The organism is Dyadobacter bucti (genome assembly GCF_005869225.1).
Classification (GTDB): Bacteria; Bacteroidota; Bacteroidia; order Cytophagales; family Spirosomataceae; genus Dyadobacter; species Dyadobacter bucti.
The window spans coordinates 587,462-603,285 of record NZ_SWFP01000004.1 but is presented as its reverse complement, the minus strand read 5'-3'; the positions used below and the strand labels follow the sequence as shown (position 1 = coordinate 603,285).

Here is a 15,824-nt window from a genome sequence, read left to right as displayed (position 1 = left end):
AATATTAAAGCAGAATCGCCCGGGAAATTCCCGGGCGATTCTGCTTTATACTGGTGCTAAAATCTATTATTTCACTTCTTCATAATCGACATATTCACCTCCACGGTAGCGGGACGATGGATTCTGATCCGGCGGAACATTATCGACTTTCACACCAGGATTGGTATTTCGCTGCTGTTGCTGTGCCTTGAACTGCCTTTCTTGCTCCTTGATTAATTGCCGTCCTACCAGCAAATGGAAAATAAATCTCCGGAAAAAAGGTACAAACGCTATCAGGAGCAGAAATATGAGGATTATGTTGAATACGAGTTTCATTTTTCAATAGTTTAATACGCTATGTATAACGCAAACCTAACAAAGAATAACACACGAAGATAACTAAAACCTAGCGAATGATCCAATCGGGCACGGGAAAGGTTTCATGATGTTACGAGCGGTTTTCTCACACAACTTCTTCATTCTTGAGATTTTTATCCATGGATTTCGGTCGCAATATCAGCCTGAGTGACTGATCGTAGGTTACATAATTCCAAAGCCAGTTGATCAGGATCAGAACCCGGTTTTTTACCCCGACTATTGATATAAGGTGTACGAACATCCAGGTCAGCCATGCAAGAAATCCCTGAAATTTAACAAATGGCAGATCCACAACGGCCCTGTTGCGCCCCACTGTAGCCATAGAACCTAAATCTTTGTAACTAAACGGAATTGCCTTCTTCCCGTCCATTACCCTCCATACATTTCGTGCGAGCGCCTTGCCCTGCTGTATCGCGGGCTGAGCTAGCTGCGGATGACCGTTTTCCCATTTTCCCTCGCTCATGTGGGCCACATCGCCCAATGCAAAAATTGTATCATAGCCCTCAACCCGGTTGTAGGTATCAACTTTGATGCGACCCCCGCGTACAATCACTTTTGGATCCAATCCTTTCAAAGGATTGGCTTTTACACCTGCTGCCCATACAAGATTGTCTGCACGAATCCGCATTCCCTGCTTGGTGGTAACATATTTACCGTCAAAAGAAGTAACAACCTGCCCGGTCTCAACATTTACGCCCATTTTCTCAAGATACTCCATCGATTTTTTTGACGATTCATCGGACATCGCGCCCAGCAATTCATCCGCTGCTTCCAGAAGGTATATCTGCATGGCCTTGAAATCCATTTCGGGGTAATCTTTCGGGAGAATAAAGTGTTTCATTTCAGCCAAAGTACCTGAAAGCTCAACGCCGGTAGGGCCGCCCCCTACCACCACCACGCTCATCAAACCTTGCCGCTCATCTTCTGAATCCACAGATAAAGCGTCCTCAAAATTCTGTAATATCCGGTTTCTGAGGGCCAGCGCTTCGGATACCGTTTTCATTGGAATCGCCCGTTCTTCGATTTCTTTCATTCCAAAATAATTGGTACACGCGCCCGTGGCTATCACAAGGTAATCGTATGTGATTTCACCCAGACTGGTATCTATGGATTTCCTGTCAGGATTTACGCCATGCACCTCCGTGATACGAATGTGCACGTTTGTTTTGGATTGGAAAATTTTTCGAAGCGGGAAAGAAATGGAGCTGGGTTCAAGCCCGGCCATGGCAACCTGGTAATAGAGTGGCTGAAACTGATGGTAGTTATTTCGGTCGATGAGCACAACCTGCAAATCTTCTCTTTTTGCGATTTCCCTGGCAAGCGAGAGGCCGCCAAATCCCGCCCCGACTATCACTACTCTTTTGAAACTGGTATACGGAATATTGGGTAACATAGTCTGGCGCTTTATGGTGTTAAAGCGCCAGACCTAAAAATATTATACCCGCCTCAGATTGCGGCCTTGCTGTTTTCTACAACACGCTCATAATATGCCTCATAATGCGGCAATATCCTGGCAACATCAAATTCTTTTGCCCGCGCGAGCGCGTTGACCTTGAATCTTGGCAGATTATCATCATGCAACACATAAGCTGCATTACGTACCATATCGTCCACATCACCTACATTGCTCAAAAACCCGGTAACGCCATGCAAGTTCAGTTCTGGTAAACCTCCTGCATTGGAAGTGATCAGCGGAACTTCACAGGCTAATGCTTCCAGAGCCGCCAGTCCGAAGCTTTCCGATTCTGAAGGCATCAGGAACAGGTCTGCTACTGAAAGTACTTCTTCGATCGCATCCAGCTTTCCTAGAAACCTTACATCAGCAAGCATATCAAGGTCTTTGCACAAACGTTCGATACGCGCACGGTCCGGGCCATCGCCAACCAAAAGCAACTTGCTTGGGAGTAATTCTCTCAGCTTGCTGAATACCATGATGACGTCATCGATCCTTTTCACTTTCCTGAAATTGGAAGTATGTACGATCAGCTTTTCATTGTTCGGGCAAATGGCCAGTTTAAAATGTTCCTTTTTCTGACGGTTGAAACGGTCCAGATCAATAAAATTGGGAATCACCTCGATGTCCTTGGTAATATTGAAATGACCGTATGTATCGGCTTTCAAGGATTCAGAAACAGCCGTGATGCCATCTGACTGGTTAATGCTGAACGTCACAACAGGTTCAAAAGATGCGTCTTTTCCAACCAGCGTGATATCTGTTCCATGTAAAGTAGTGATGACCGGAATATGGATCCCTTGCTGCGCAAGGATCTGTTTGGCCAAATATGCCGACGAAGCATGGGGTATAGCGTAGTGCACATGCAATAAATCAAGACCTGCATTGGTCACCACATGCACCATTTCGCTGGAAAGCGCCGACTCGTAAGGAGCATATTGAAACAGTGGATATGAAGGTATATTTACTTCATGGTAATAAAGGTTTTCATTAAAAAAGTCGAGTCTCTGAGGTTGGGAGTACGTAATAAAATGAACCTGATGACCAGCTTTTGCAAGTGCTTTCCCAAGTTCGGTAGCTACCACACCGCTTCCTCCGAAGGTAGGATAGCATACAATACCAATTTTCATAATTTTATTTTGATAGTTGAAAGTCACGTCAGACAGATCTGCGATTTACAGATCGTAAACAGCTAACAACAAATGCCTCTTTTTTATCCCACACAAATGGATAAAGATGTCAAGAATTATCGTTAATGCTTTTAAATGAATAATTTTATCGTCCCAACCTTCTATTTTGAATAACCTCCATGAATGTGTCTTCCAGACCAAAAATCAGATTGCGGGATTATATTGCCGGAAGTGCACGACTGGTACGCATGTCGAACCTTGTCATTGTTGCACTTACACAATATCTTACACGCATTCTCCTGATTGGCCCAAGACAGGACTGGCGCAGCATTATCACCGATGCAGATATGTTTGTCTTATCCTTATCCACCGTTTGCATCGCAGCGGCGGGGTATATTATCAATGATTATTTCGACATCAAAATTGATATTGTCAACAAACCGGAACGTGTAGTGGTAGGCCGGTACCTCAAACGAAGGTGGGCAATGGGCGCACATCAGGTACTAAATGTCCTGGGCGCCATTATGGGTTTGTTTGTGAGTCCTTATATATTTATTATCAATGTATTTTCGATCACCTTGCTCTGGTTTTATTCCGAGCGGTACAAACGCCTGCCCTTCATCGGGAATCTTATCGTGTCATTGTTAACCGGCTTCACACTCCTGATCCTGACGGTGGAATACCCTGCGAACCGCCACCTCGTTTTCATTTATGCGGTTTTCTCCTTTTTCATATCGCTTATCCGTGAAATTGTCAAAGATATGGAGGATATAAAAGGGGATTCTGCCCACGGCTGCCGGACACTTCCGATTGTTTGGGGTATCCGCCGTACAAAAAATTTCCTTTATGCAGTACTTGCACTTTTTGTCATGACACTGTTCATCATGGCGCGTGCGCTCGACAATAATCTCCTGGTTTTACTCTTCTCGCTGCTGCTTATCCCTGTTTCCTGGCTGGCTGTCAAACTGATACGGGCCGACACGCGAAAGGACTTCCGGCAAATCAGCAACTTATGCAAGGTCATTATGCTGCTGGGCCTCATTACGATGATCTGGACGTAGAAAAACCCGTGTTTTCCGTTTAATCAATTTACGTAACCGGCGGTAAAAAATACTGACCCGAAAAGGTATCTTTACTCTTAACAATAAAATCAATCACAAGCACTATGAAAAAGCATACACTATTAAGTTTCCTTCTTTTGATCATCACGAGCATGCAGGTTGCGGCCCAGGAATGCGCAGGGATCAAAATGAAACAGGGCGGCGGATTCGAAATGAACAACTACGATGCAAAAGGGAAATCGATCGGAAAACTGGATTACAAGATCGCAAAAGTAGAAACGCAGGGAAGCAACACGGTTATTACGATTGATATGGAATCGTTTAATAACAAAGGAAAGTCGGAAATCAAGAATACCTACAAAATGATATGTGACGGCAAAACACTGATCCTGGATGCCAATTCGTTGATCAGCCAGGAACAACTTAAATCATTCCAGAACATGGAGATGAAGTTCACTTATGATAATATCGAGTTTCCTGCCCAATATACGGTAGGCGAAAAATTAAAAGATGCATCTGTAAAAGGCACTGGTACGTCGGGACCGATGGCTGTTAACTTTAATATGTATATTAAAAATCGGAACGTAGCAAGCCAGGAAAAACTAACTATTCCGGCCGGGACGTTTGATGCATATAAAATCAATTCAGATCTGAATATGGAGATGGTAATGGGTTTTCCGGTAAAGATGGAAATGTCCAGTGTATCTTACCGTGCGCCTGGTGTGATATGGGATTTAAAAACTGAAACCTACCGGAAAGGAAAGCTGATGGGTTACAGCGAGCTCACCAAAATCTACTAATAGATGAATTAGCGCCTGATTTTACAATAAATGACAGGAACGACTTTCGTTTGCACGCCGAAAGTCGTTCTTTTTTATAGCTTTGTAGAACAAATATTACTTGAAATAAAATTTATTCTAATACTACATCCAATCATAATGAAAAGACTTGCCATTTTTGCCTCAGGATCCGGTTCAAACGCAGAACAAATCTGCTTGTACTTTTTACACCGGGATGATGTGGAAGTATCACTCATTTTTACCAATAATCCGCAGGCCGGCGTCATTAAAAGAGCTTGTAAGTTACAGATACCGGTAGTTTTTTTTGATAAAAAGACATTTTACGAAACCGGGAAGATCCAGCAGATTTTACAGAACGAGGGTATAGATCTGGTTGTGCTTGCTGGGTTTATGATGCTAGTACCTCCCTTTCTTGTGGATGCCTTCCCGAAACGTATGATCAATATTCATCCTGCATTGTTACCCAAATATGGCGGTAAAGGTATGTACGGCCATCACGTGCACGAAGCGGTCGTGAAAGCCGGAGAAAAAGAATCGGGCATCAGCATTCATTATGTTAACCATCACTACGACGAAGGGGATATCATTTTCCAGGCATCCTGTGACATCGACCCTTCGGACACTCCGGATGATGTAGCCAATAAAATTCATAAATTGGAACACGAAAACTATCCACGTGTCATAGACCAGATCCTTTCCGGTCAGCCTTAATTAATATGTTATATTTTCTGTTGTCGGTTTTTTTCACCGTAACTCTTTACCTGATCATGCGTGCATATCCGCGTTATCAGGTAAATTCTTTTCATGCCGTTGTTTTCAACTATTATTCATGCGTACTCACCGGCCTGGTCCTGACACCTGATTTAGACGCTTTCAGTCATGTTTCCTGGCATTCAGAAGGTACATTACTTACGCTCGCACTCGGCAGCATGTTTGTTACAGCATTCATGCTCATAGGGCTTTCAGCTCAGAAAGTGAGCGTGACAGCAGCGTCGCTTGCCGGGAATATGTCGCTGGTAATACCGGTTATCTTCGGGCTTTTTGTGTTTAAAAATAACAATAAAAACTTCACCGCAGTCAACTATGCAGGCTTGATACTGGCTCTGGCAGCACTGGCATTAGGTGCTATCCATAAAAAAGAAAAAACAAGTACAGCCCAAAATGGGACAACCTCCCCGGCTAACTGGCTCTTGATTCTCCCTGCACTCACTTTTCTGGCTTCAGGCACCAACAATACCCTGATCAATTATTTGTCTGTAAAATATTACCTGCCCGGACAAACCACGGTTTTCATGATTATTGCCTGTATCGGTGCAGTCATAATAGGCTCTACGTTATTGCTTTACAAACTTATCTTTAACGGTGAGACAATACAGGTGCGCGGCGTTGTCGGAGGGATGATTCTGGGGATACCCAATTTCCTTTCGTTGTATTTTTTGTTGCTCGCATTGGCTTCTTTCGGAAACAGCGCAGCCTATGTGTTTCCGATTTATAACATCCTAACCATGCTTGTTTCCGCGTTCGCCGCCTGGCTTATATACAAAGAGCAGCTTAGCAAACTCAACAAGCTTGGCCTTATTCTCGCCGTTGTCGCGATCATTTTAATTTCTTATCAGGAATTGGGGTTATAACTTTACACCACAATTCACATCTCCCCCTTATGTCTCAAACATCTGTATTATATATTGGTGAATCTGCCTCCGTTCTCAACAAACGACAGAAAGAATTTAATCAGCTTTCTGAAAAAATCGAACAGCTTGACCGCCTGATACCTGAGCTGCAAGCTGCCTGCGAGCAAATGATCAGCCGCATCCCAACAGACCTTAATCCACTGATCAGAGAATATCAGACCTACCGGGCAGAAATCGTACTTCTCATGGACCGGACTTATTCCGGTGATCTTTTTCGCAAAGCATATCAGACCAAGCTGGCTTATCTGATCACGGAAAGTGCGCTAGATTTGATCTCAAACCATGGATTTGCAGAACTGAAGCCGGTTTTTAATAAATACAGCGAGGTCGATATTGAAACTATCCTGGCACAGGAACGAGCAGTAGATGGTCAAAAAATAACAGACCCTGCCTTCCTGCTTGAAGATGAAGCCGGAAAAGAACCAGACCTAAACCGACCTTTTCACGAACTTCCGGTTGAAGATCAGCAGCGTATCAGGGAAGAACAACGAAATGAGCGTGTGAGACAGCAAATTGCCGAGGGAAAGGAACGCAAGGATATGCAGAAAATCACTAAGTCTGTCCGAAATGTATATATGGACCTTGTCAAGGCATTTCACCCGGATCGCGAAAAGGATGAAACCGAAAAACTGCGTAAAACGGAAATCATGCAGCGTGTTACGCAAGCATATCAGGAAAACAATATGTTGCAGTTGTTGAAACTTCAGATCGAATTTGAAAGAATAGACCAGGACCATCTGGAGAACCTCACTAAAAATCAGCTAAATTATTACAACAAAATCCTCCGGCAGCAGGTAGAAGACCTTGAAACGGAAAAGGAAAAAATCCAGAAGGAGATCTCAGCAATTTGCGGACTTCCCTACCAGCACGCAAATTCACTTACGACAGTTATTGTAAAATTCAATACAAATGTGAATGAAATGAAAACCGAGATCAAAAACATCAAAAACCTCCTGAAACACTGGAAGGTGCCATCCCAGCTAAAAGCGTATCTGAAAACATACCAGATTCCCAATCAGCCGTTTGAGGAAGATGAAGGGCAGTGATCGGTTGTAGACAAATTTCCACGTTTCGCCCCGATATTCGTAAATATAAATTAACGAATAAAACCAACAAGAGAACTACCAGATAGAGGTTTAGCAGAACAGACGCCCAGATTGTCACACAGGAATGTAATTTGTAGTCTGGCTAGCGAACTTTATTCAAATCATTAAAATGAAAAATTGTATTATTCTGTTGATCGCACTATGTTCCTCTTTCGCACATGCTCAGGAAAATGTATCTATCGGCCCCATCGCGGGACTTTCGCTGGCTAATTTTAGAGGAGACGTTTCGGATACAAAATGGAAACCCGGATTGACCATTGGTGGCTTCTATAATTACAGCGCTAAAACAGGTTTTGGTTTTTCCGGACAACTTCTTTTTACACAAATGGGTGCCCAAAATTCAAATAAAACCGCTGAAACCAACCTCAATTACATTCAGGCGCCTCTTCTGGCCACTTTTTTCTTTGGCCGTTTCGGAGACAAACTGCGCCCGAAAATCTTCCTGGGACCGAGTCTGAATTTTTTGGTTGGTGCGAGGGATAAAAATGGCAACAATATTAACGGCGATACCAACAACCGGGTCTATAATCCGTTTGATCTCGGACTCACTTTCGGGGGTGGGCTCAATTATAGGTTACAGCGAAAAATATGGCTTAATCTGGATGTCCGCTATGGATTGGGATTGCTGGATATAACGCGCGCTAACAACCAGAATATCAAAAACAACAACTGGGGCTTTAACGCCGGTCTCAGCTTCCCACTGGGAACGTTCGATAAAAACACCGGCAGGCTAAGAACGCGCTGAATGTAGAAAGCGACCGTTCGGATTAGCGTTCCGAGACAAACCACATTGGTATTTTTGATCACAAGAGCCCTTGGCTTCGAGATTAAAAGTACCTTTGTCATTTATAAGGAACTTGTAACATGACTTTTGAAGAATTAAATCTCAACAAACCTTTGCTAAATGCGCTGGCCGATCTGGGATATACTACCCCAACGACCATTCAGCAAAAGGTATTTTCTGTGATGATGTCGGGTAAAGATGTGTGCGGGATTGCACAGACCGGAACCGGAAAAACATTCGCATATCTTTTGCCTACACTCCGCCAGATTGAATTCTCCAAAGACCGGCTCCCTCAACTTCTTGTGCTCGTTCCAACGCGCGAGCTTGTTGTCCAGGTTGTAGAGGAAGTCAAAAAGCTGAGTGCCTACATGACTCTCGAAGTAGTGGGCGTTTACGGCGGAGGGAATATCAAGGTACAAATGGCCGAACTCAAAAATGGTGCTGATATCGTTATCGCCACACCTGGAAGACTTCTTGACCTTGCATTAAACGGATCTCTGAAAACCAAAGCCATAAAGAAGCTTGTTATCGACGAGGTGGATGAAATGCTGAATCTCGGATTTCGGACGCAGCTAAGAAACATCCTTGACCTCATACCGCAAAAAAGACAAAACCTGCTTTTTTCTGCCACGATTACGGAGGAAGTGGAGAATTTGATGAAGACATACTTCAACAATCCGGTGAGGATAGAAGCAGCGCCGGTGGGTACGCCTCTTGAAAATATCGAACAGCAGGCCTATTTCGTTCCGAACTTTTATACCAAGGTCAATTTGCTTGATCTTCTGTTCGATCAGAACGAAGATATGAATAAGGTACTGATTTTCGTTGCTACGAAGAAGCTTGCTGACCAGCTCTATGCACAACTTGAGCTGGGATATCTCAATAAAATCGGGGTTATTCATTCCAACAAGGAACAAAATCATCGTTTTAATTCCGTCAAGCAATTCCATGAAGGAACTTACAGAATCCTGATCGCCACTGATATCATTGCACGGGGATTGGATGTTGCAGAAGTGTCCCATGTTATCAATTTCGATATTCCGGAGATCCCGGAAAATTATATCCACCGGATTGGACGGACCGGCCGTGCCGATAAGCGGGGAATTGCAATATCTTTTATTACTGAAAAAGAGCACGATTTTCTGGAAGAAATCGAGGGGTTGATGAACTATCAGATCCCAAAGCTGCCGCTTCCTGACAATTTGAAAATTTCAGAAATACTCACACCGGACGAAGAACCGAAAATTTTCATGAAGAGCATCGATGTAAAGCTTCCAAAGAGAGATTCTGTGGGTGCTGCATTTCATGAGAAGCTGGATAAAAACAAAAAAGTCAACGTAAGAAGAAATCACGCGCAAGAGAAAATGCAGAAGTACGGCAGACCGATCAAACGCTCAGGGAAAAAGTAGGCTAGCCTGTCTGAACCCAACCGATTTAAAACTGTGGCAATTATTTCCCACAGTTTTTTTATAATAATTCCGAAGAGCAGTTTTATATACAACAGCACGTCAGGCATCCCGAATACGCCTATTTTTTATCAGTTATATTTTAACCTAAAATCTGCGGGGATCTAAAAATTTAAAGAAAAATAAAAAAAAATTCTAAGTTATTATTCGTTGAATAATTCAACATTACGACCAAAAAAGACGTTATTTTACATATTAAGTACAATTATTAAAAAACTGGATATCATTTTTGTCAAAATATTTTTTAAATCAATGAATCCAAACACGAGCCGCCATCGTATGTACTTAAAAATATCCGGGTATTGCCGGAAACATTGCTAAAAACGGTGGAACGGAATTTTAAAAAAGGACTGAAAAACGTGACTTAAAGAATTTATAGCGATATAATAAGAAACAATTAATTATTGTGGAGGGTAAGGTAATACATAGATCGGATGGCCAAAGCCATCCGATCTTTTTTGTAGCCCAGTCTCATTCAGGCAGCAATAAAAAAGAGCCCCGGAATTCGATGACTCCGGGGCTCTTTATATGATATGATTTACGTCAATGGGTCGTTTTATCGGCTTCCAGATTGAAAAGATCGTTCAACACATCTATCAAAGTTTCTGCTTCTCCCCTCTTGCAGGCTGCTTTCAATTGCAATACGGGCAACTTAAGTATTTTCTGCATCATACTGGTAGTAATACGCTCCACTTTTTCAAGTTCCGAATCACTAAGACTTTTGGTAAACCTGGTCAATTCTTCTTTACGGATCTGCTCGAGTGCCCCTTTCAGCTTCTGAATGGTTGGCGAAACGATCATTTCTTTGGACCAGTCATTAAATTCCGTAACCGCTTCATCAATAATCCCCTGAACGTGAGGAACGGCCTCCAGTCGGCGCTGAAGCGCTTCGTCTGCTTTCGACCTGATGGAGTCAATGGTATAAAGCATCACACCCGGTATTTCCTCTACCTCAGGCGAAACACTGCGGGGAACAGAAAGATCAATAAAATATTTGAATGACATACCTCGCAAACGCACCATCATTTCCTTCGTGAAGAAAGGCTCGTCGCGGGTAATTGAAGAAACAATTACATCAGCATGGGCGATTTCAGCCTCGATGTCGGCAAAATCGGCAACCTTGAAACCGAGCTCGGCGGCAAGCTTATCGGATTTGCTTCGCGTGCGGTTAATGATGGTCACATCGGCTGTAGATGACTGTTCAAGATTACGGCAGACATCTGTCCCTATTTCACCAAGGCCCACGATCAACACTTTCGGGTTCGGCATAAGGCTTTCGAGCAATTCGACCGAAGCATAGGAAACAGACGCGGCACCATCCCGGAAAAACGTCTCCTGGGCGACCTTTTTGTTTGCAAAAAATATCGTATGTAAAAGCCTGTGCAAGAACGGCCCCGCCATGTTGAGATCCGCAGACCACTGGTAAGCGTGCTTAATTTGATTCGGGATCTGCATGTCCCCGACTACCTGGGAATGCAACCCGGTAGCTACCTGGAATAAATGCTGAACAGCATTTTCTCCCTCAGAAAATCTTTCAAAATAACTCGTAAAGGACTCTATGTCAGAAATTCCTTTTTCGATCAGAAGCATTTTTATAATGTCTTCATTGAGATCGGTTGATGAAGAATAATATATTTCTGTACGGTTACAGGTGGAGACGACCAAAACATCGGAAACATCAAAAAAATCTTTCAGCCGGAGCATCATACTCTTCGCGCCCGCCTCATTCAATGCAAGTTGTTCCCTTATTGCCAGAGGAGCATTCCGATGTGATAAACTTATTGATTTGAACTGATTATACATCACTAGGTCTAATTCGATCAACAAAAATACTCTACAAAATCTACAATAGGAAAGTGAATGAAAGGCATGTTTGCTATTTAGAAATCATATAAATAATTAAAACTATAAACCGGCCATCTCGCCGAGCAGGAATTACGAAATAAGGCTTTTTGCAGGCTTTCCACCCAGTATTTACATTGAATTGAACCCAAAGCGACTAAGCACAAATATTTTACGTTATTTGTAGGCAACAACATCAATTTCAGGTGACGAGTGCCTGCTTAACCAAATGATCAGCGACACCCCAAAACAAAAGCCCCGATTTCGTCTGCATCCGGTCGCCATACTGAACAGCCAGCGACTTCGCAGGTCGCTTATGGATACTTATGACCAGAAAAGCTTTTATAAATATGTAATCGGCCTGATACTGCTTTTACTAAGTATAGGATCACTTTACTATACCGATAAACTTGTAGAAGAACTCGAGCAGCGGGAAGAACGGGAAGTACAACTATATGCGGAGGGGCTTCGCTACATTTTCAACAGCCCGCTTGACGAAAATTTTAATGTAATATACGAGGTTATCCAGGACGCCGTCACTTTTTACCAGATACCGGTTATCTATGTAAATGAGAACAATCTGGCAAATCCGAACAATAACATCAAATTTCCGGAAGGTATTCGTCCTCAGGAACGGGAACGGATCATTCAGGAAAAGCTGGAAATCATGAAAACCGAACACCCTGCAATTCCGGTTGAGCTAGGCAAAGGAAAAACCGGCTATATCTACTACAGCAATTCTTTCCTGCTTACCCAGTTGAGGTATTATCCTTTTTTGCAGCTGTCTGTCATGCTTTTGATCGGCTATCTCGCTTATCTGGCATTCAGTTCGGCGCGTAAGGCGGAGCAAAACCGAGTCTGGGTTGGCCTGGCTAAGGAAACCGCTCACCAGCTCGGAACACCATTGTCGTCACTGATGGCCTGGGTAGAATATTTCCGCAGCGATCCCACTATTGACCCATCAATAGCGGAGGAAATTGAAAAAGATGTAATCAGGCTGGAAATGATCACTACCCGTTTTTCAAATATCGGTTCTGTTCCGACATTGAGAGACGAACCTGTTTCGGAAGTCCTTACCAATTTTATCAGCTACCTGGAAAAACGGGTTTCATCAAAAGTGAAATTTCATGTCTTCAATCAACTTGCAGAACAGCAAACCGCACTTCTGAATAAAAATCTGTTCGAATGGGTTATTGAGAACATTTGTAAAAACGCAGTGGATGCAATGGGAGGTATCGGAGAGATTAATGTTACCCTGCAGGCACCTCCTATGGCCAAGGAAATCTGGATTGATATCTCCGATACAGGGAAAGGAATGAGCAAGGCCAATATCAATAAAATTTTCAACCCTGGGTTCAGCACGAAAAAAAGAGGCTGGGGGTTGGGTTTGACACTGGCTAAAAGGATTATAGAAAATTATCACTCGGGGAAACTCTTCGTCAAAAGCTCAGAAATAGGAAAAGGTACCACATTCAGGATCGTGCTGAATGCACAGATCATCGAATAGCAGTACCTCTTTATAAGATTATCAACTCCAATTTTTACCGAGCGGATATGGGAACCAAAATACTGTCCGTGGAAATCTGGTTACTCACGTTCAACGCCCGATCCCTGATCCTTACCTTAAACCGCACCCAACTTTGTACCGAGCTGTTCGAGTAAGGGAATTTGGTGTTGAGATCAAGCTTCCCCTTTATTGGTCCTGGTTTGCCATCTGGTTTTAAAATAGGCATCCACATAACCTGATCTGTGGAGAGGATAGATTCCGTCCATTTGCCATCGGCACCCCGACGCGCCGTAACAAGTTCATAATTCCCCCAGCCCCCATAAGGTAAGGTAAAAACCGTGTCCGAACGTTCTTCCGCAGATACCCCCAAATCACCGTTACCGTCTTCGAAATCAACGGTGATCGTAACGTATTCAATCTTTGCCCCCAAATCACTGAGCCCTGTATAATGGTCGATACCATTGTAGTAAATGACAGGTGAATCCTCGAAGTCGGGAATATCCACACAGCCTGCCGCGGTAACCGCAAAAATCACGAAGAGGAAAACTTTGAATTTCATATTAAAACTATTTTAAAAACAGATTTCAGAACGGTTGGAGCCTTACTCAATTATCGATTTTTTGATTATACGTCGTTAATTTAAAACAGCTACCATATAACTTTACACCTTAATTCTACGAAAGTAACAGTATTGGAACTTCAAAACAACAAATCTTCCGGCGAAATAAGGGACGGGCTCAGGAATCAAATCATGCTTTTACAACCTGCTGATTTTGAGAGCCTGGCACTAAAAATCTTCATTTATCAGGCGCAGTACAATGCCGTTTATAAAGAGTATCTTGCTCATCTCAACATCAAGCCCGAAAACATCAGCGAGCTAACCGAAATTCCATTTTTACCCATCCAATTTTTCAAAAACCATCAGATCAGGACCGGGCAGCCATCTGACCCCACCGTTATTTTTCAAAGCAGCGGCACTACCGGTCACTCCGCAAGCCGACATGCCTTGTATGACGCTCCTTTGTATGAAATGGTTGCCTCAAGGATTTTCAATGAAAAATATGGCGATCTGAAAAACTTCCATATTCTTGCTTTGTTACCATCATACCTTGAACGAAACAACTCTTCGCTGGTGTATATGATGCAACATTTTATTGACCAAACAGACTCAGACTTATCCGGTTTTTATCTGCATAACATCGATGAAATGTTGGAAAGGCTTAAACAGTTATCCAAAAATCCTGACGGGAAAAACGTACTTCTTCTTGGTGTGACCTTCGCCTTGCTGGATTTGGCTGAAAGCGGGACTGATCTTTCCTTTTTAAAAAGCATGTCCAACCTTACTGTAATGGACACAGGCGGGATGAAAGGCCGCCGTCAGGAACTTCTGAGAGAAGAAGTACATGATATTCTGACAAAAAACTTTTTCGTACCCCGGATACATTCCGAATATGGAATGACCGAATTGCTCTCACAGGGTTATTCCTACGGTTCGGGCCTATTTGAACCTGGGTTTTCCATGCGTGTTTTGCTGCGGGATGTCAACGATCCGTTTTCGACCTTTGACCATAATATTAATGCTACAAAAACAGGCGGGATCAATGTGATCGACCTCGCAAATCTCGATAGCTGCTCTTTTATCGAAACACAGGATCTTGGAAGGTTCGGAGAGGCGTCGGGGACCTTTTATGTGATGGGCAGATTTGACAATTCAGATATCCGAGGCTGCAATCTCATGGTTTTATAGTAAAAATAATTTCCCGCCCGCTGCAAGATTATACTATCCTGCGCAACATTAATCTCATTTTAATACCTCTATTGAATTATGTATTAACATTTTATACATAAAAACTACTATATAGAATTGTTCTAAGATCTTAGCAACAAAGAATATTTCATAAATTCGCACAGCGATTTAAATTGCACTTATCAAATGAAATATTACATTTTGGATTGTTAACTTATTCATATAATCAAATGAAAAGACGTGATGCCTTAGGCCGTGTGGCGCTAATGATGGGTGGTGCACTCTCCGCTCCTACCTTGATGGCTTTTTTGGAAGGCTGCCGATCCGCAGATGAAACTTCCAGTGCGATGACTTTCCCGTTTTCAGCGGATAGAAAATCGATAGTTTCGGAAGTTGCCGAACTCATTATTCCAAAGACAGATACTCCTGGCGCAAAGGATGCGAAGGTGGGTGAGTTTATAGAACTGATGCTGAAAGACTGCTACGCCAACAAAGATCAGGAAAGCTTCGAGAAAGGATTGAAAGAGCTTGAGAAAAAGGATTTCCTTAAGGCTTCACCAGCGGAGCAAACTTCCATTCTTAAAGAAATGGAAACAGCTACCCGGGAAGAAATGGCGAAAGCAGGCGAAGAGAAGAAAAAATATACCGAGGCCGGCAAAGAATATACTGAAGCCGGTGTGCCGTTTTTCCGTCTGATTAAAGAACTCACGCTTTTGGGTTATTTCACTTCTGAGCAAGGCGCCACACAGGCATTGGAATATGTAGCGGTGCCTGGCAGGTACGACGGCTGCGTGGATCTGAAACCAGGACAAAAAGCCTGGGCAATGTAATCTTGCCGGTGTATCGGAAGAAGGAATATTCCGGGATCGTTTAATCAAAA

At 43.1% G+C, this 15,824-nt stretch carries 15 protein-coding genes; 10 read left to right on the top strand and 5 right to left on the bottom strand.

Annotation, left to right across the window (positions count from 1 at the left end; all coding sequences use genetic code 11):
• Positions 1–66 precede the first annotated feature (66 nt).
• The 3 genes from FBF61_RS16155 to bshA form a co-directional block, all read right to left on the bottom strand.
• Positions 67–315 carry a DUF4834 domain-containing protein gene (locus FBF61_RS16155; protein ID WP_138479010.1) on the bottom strand — a complete coding sequence of 83 codons (249 nt, stop codon included), beginning with the start codon at positions 313–315 and terminating at the stop codon, positions 67–69.
• Between the two features lie 127 nt (positions 316–442).
• Positions 443–1,750 (bottom strand): NAD(P)/FAD-dependent oxidoreductase, encoded by a 1,308-nt coding sequence (locus FBF61_RS16150; protein ID WP_138479008.1) that lies wholly within the window; start codon positions 1,748–1,750, stop codon positions 443–445.
• A gap of 53 nt (positions 1,751–1,803) precedes the next feature.
• The gene (gene bshA / locus FBF61_RS16145) at positions 1,804–2,940 is read right to left on the bottom strand and encodes an N-acetyl-alpha-D-glucosaminyl L-malate synthase BshA (protein WP_138479005.1); all 1,137 of its coding nucleotides are present in this window, start codon (positions 2,938–2,940) and stop codon (positions 1,804–1,806) included.
• Between the two features lie 179 nt (positions 2,941–3,119).
• Here bshA and FBF61_RS16140 point away from each other — a divergent pair, with 179 nt between their 5' ends.
• The 7 genes from FBF61_RS16140 to FBF61_RS16110 all read left to right on the top strand — a co-directional run bounded on the left by FBF61_RS16140 (position 3,120) and on the right by FBF61_RS16110 (position 9,791).
• Positions 3,120–4,001, top strand: a complete 882-nt coding sequence (locus FBF61_RS16140; RefSeq protein WP_138479003.1) for a geranylgeranylglycerol-phosphate geranylgeranyltransferase — start codon at positions 3,120–3,122, stop codon at positions 3,999–4,001.
• Between the two features lie 104 nt (positions 4,002–4,105).
• Positions 4,106–4,801, top strand: coding sequence for a TapB family protein (locus tag FBF61_RS16135; protein WP_138479001.1), 696 nt, complete (start codon positions 4,106–4,108; stop codon positions 4,799–4,801).
• A 138-nt stretch (positions 4,802–4,939) separates the two neighbouring features.
• Complete coding sequence (gene purN / locus FBF61_RS16130; protein ID WP_138478999.1) at positions 4,940–5,512, top strand: phosphoribosylglycinamide formyltransferase; 573 nt, start codon at positions 4,940–4,942, stop codon at positions 5,510–5,512.
• A gap of 5 nt (positions 5,513–5,517) precedes the next feature.
• Positions 5,518–6,432 (top strand): hypothetical protein, encoded by a 915-nt coding sequence (locus tag FBF61_RS16125; RefSeq protein ID WP_138478997.1) that lies wholly within the window; start codon positions 5,518–5,520, stop codon positions 6,430–6,432.
• Positions 6,433–6,461: 29 nt separating this feature from the next.
• Complete coding sequence (locus FBF61_RS16120) at positions 6,462–7,538, top strand: hypothetical protein (protein WP_138478995.1); 1,077 nt, start codon at positions 6,462–6,464, stop codon at positions 7,536–7,538.
• A 169-nt stretch (positions 7,539–7,707) separates the two neighbouring features.
• On the top strand, positions 7,708–8,343 hold the full coding sequence (locus FBF61_RS16115) for a porin family protein (protein ID WP_138478993.1): 636 nt from the start codon (positions 7,708–7,710) through the stop codon (positions 8,341–8,343).
• A gap of 119 nt (positions 8,344–8,462) precedes the next feature.
• The gene (locus tag FBF61_RS16110; protein WP_138478991.1) at positions 8,463–9,791 is read left to right on the top strand and encodes a DEAD/DEAH box helicase; all 1,329 of its coding nucleotides are present in this window, start codon (positions 8,463–8,465) and stop codon (positions 9,789–9,791) included.
• A 600-nt stretch (positions 9,792–10,391) separates the two neighbouring features.
• On the opposite strand, the gene hemA is transcribed toward FBF61_RS16110, so the two are convergent.
• Complete coding sequence (gene hemA, locus FBF61_RS16105) at positions 10,392–11,651, bottom strand: glutamyl-tRNA reductase (protein ID WP_138478989.1); 1,260 nt, start codon at positions 11,649–11,651, stop codon at positions 10,392–10,394.
• Positions 11,652–11,919: 268 nt separating this feature from the next.
• Here hemA and FBF61_RS16100 point away from each other — a divergent pair, with 268 nt between their 5' ends.
• Positions 11,920–13,197, top strand: coding sequence for a sensor histidine kinase (locus tag FBF61_RS16100; RefSeq protein WP_138478986.1), 1,278 nt, complete (start codon positions 11,920–11,922; stop codon positions 13,195–13,197).
• A gap of 34 nt (positions 13,198–13,231) precedes the next feature.
• On the opposite strand, the gene FBF61_RS16095 is transcribed toward FBF61_RS16100, so the two are convergent.
• Positions 13,232–13,756 (bottom strand): hypothetical protein, encoded by a 525-nt coding sequence (locus tag FBF61_RS16095; RefSeq protein ID WP_138478984.1) that lies wholly within the window; start codon positions 13,754–13,756, stop codon positions 13,232–13,234.
• Between the two features lie 192 nt (positions 13,757–13,948).
• Between FBF61_RS16095 and FBF61_RS16090 the strand changes: the two genes are divergently transcribed.
• Positions 13,949–14,944, top strand: a complete 996-nt coding sequence (locus FBF61_RS16090; RefSeq protein ID WP_229215075.1) for an acyl transferase — start codon at positions 13,949–13,951, stop codon at positions 14,942–14,944.
• Positions 14,945–15,174: 230 nt separating this feature from the next.
• Positions 15,175–15,774 (top strand): gluconate 2-dehydrogenase subunit 3 family protein, encoded by a 600-nt coding sequence (locus FBF61_RS16085; RefSeq protein ID WP_138478980.1) that lies wholly within the window; start codon positions 15,175–15,177, stop codon positions 15,772–15,774.
• The last annotated feature ends 50 nt before the right edge of the window (positions 15,775–15,824 follow it).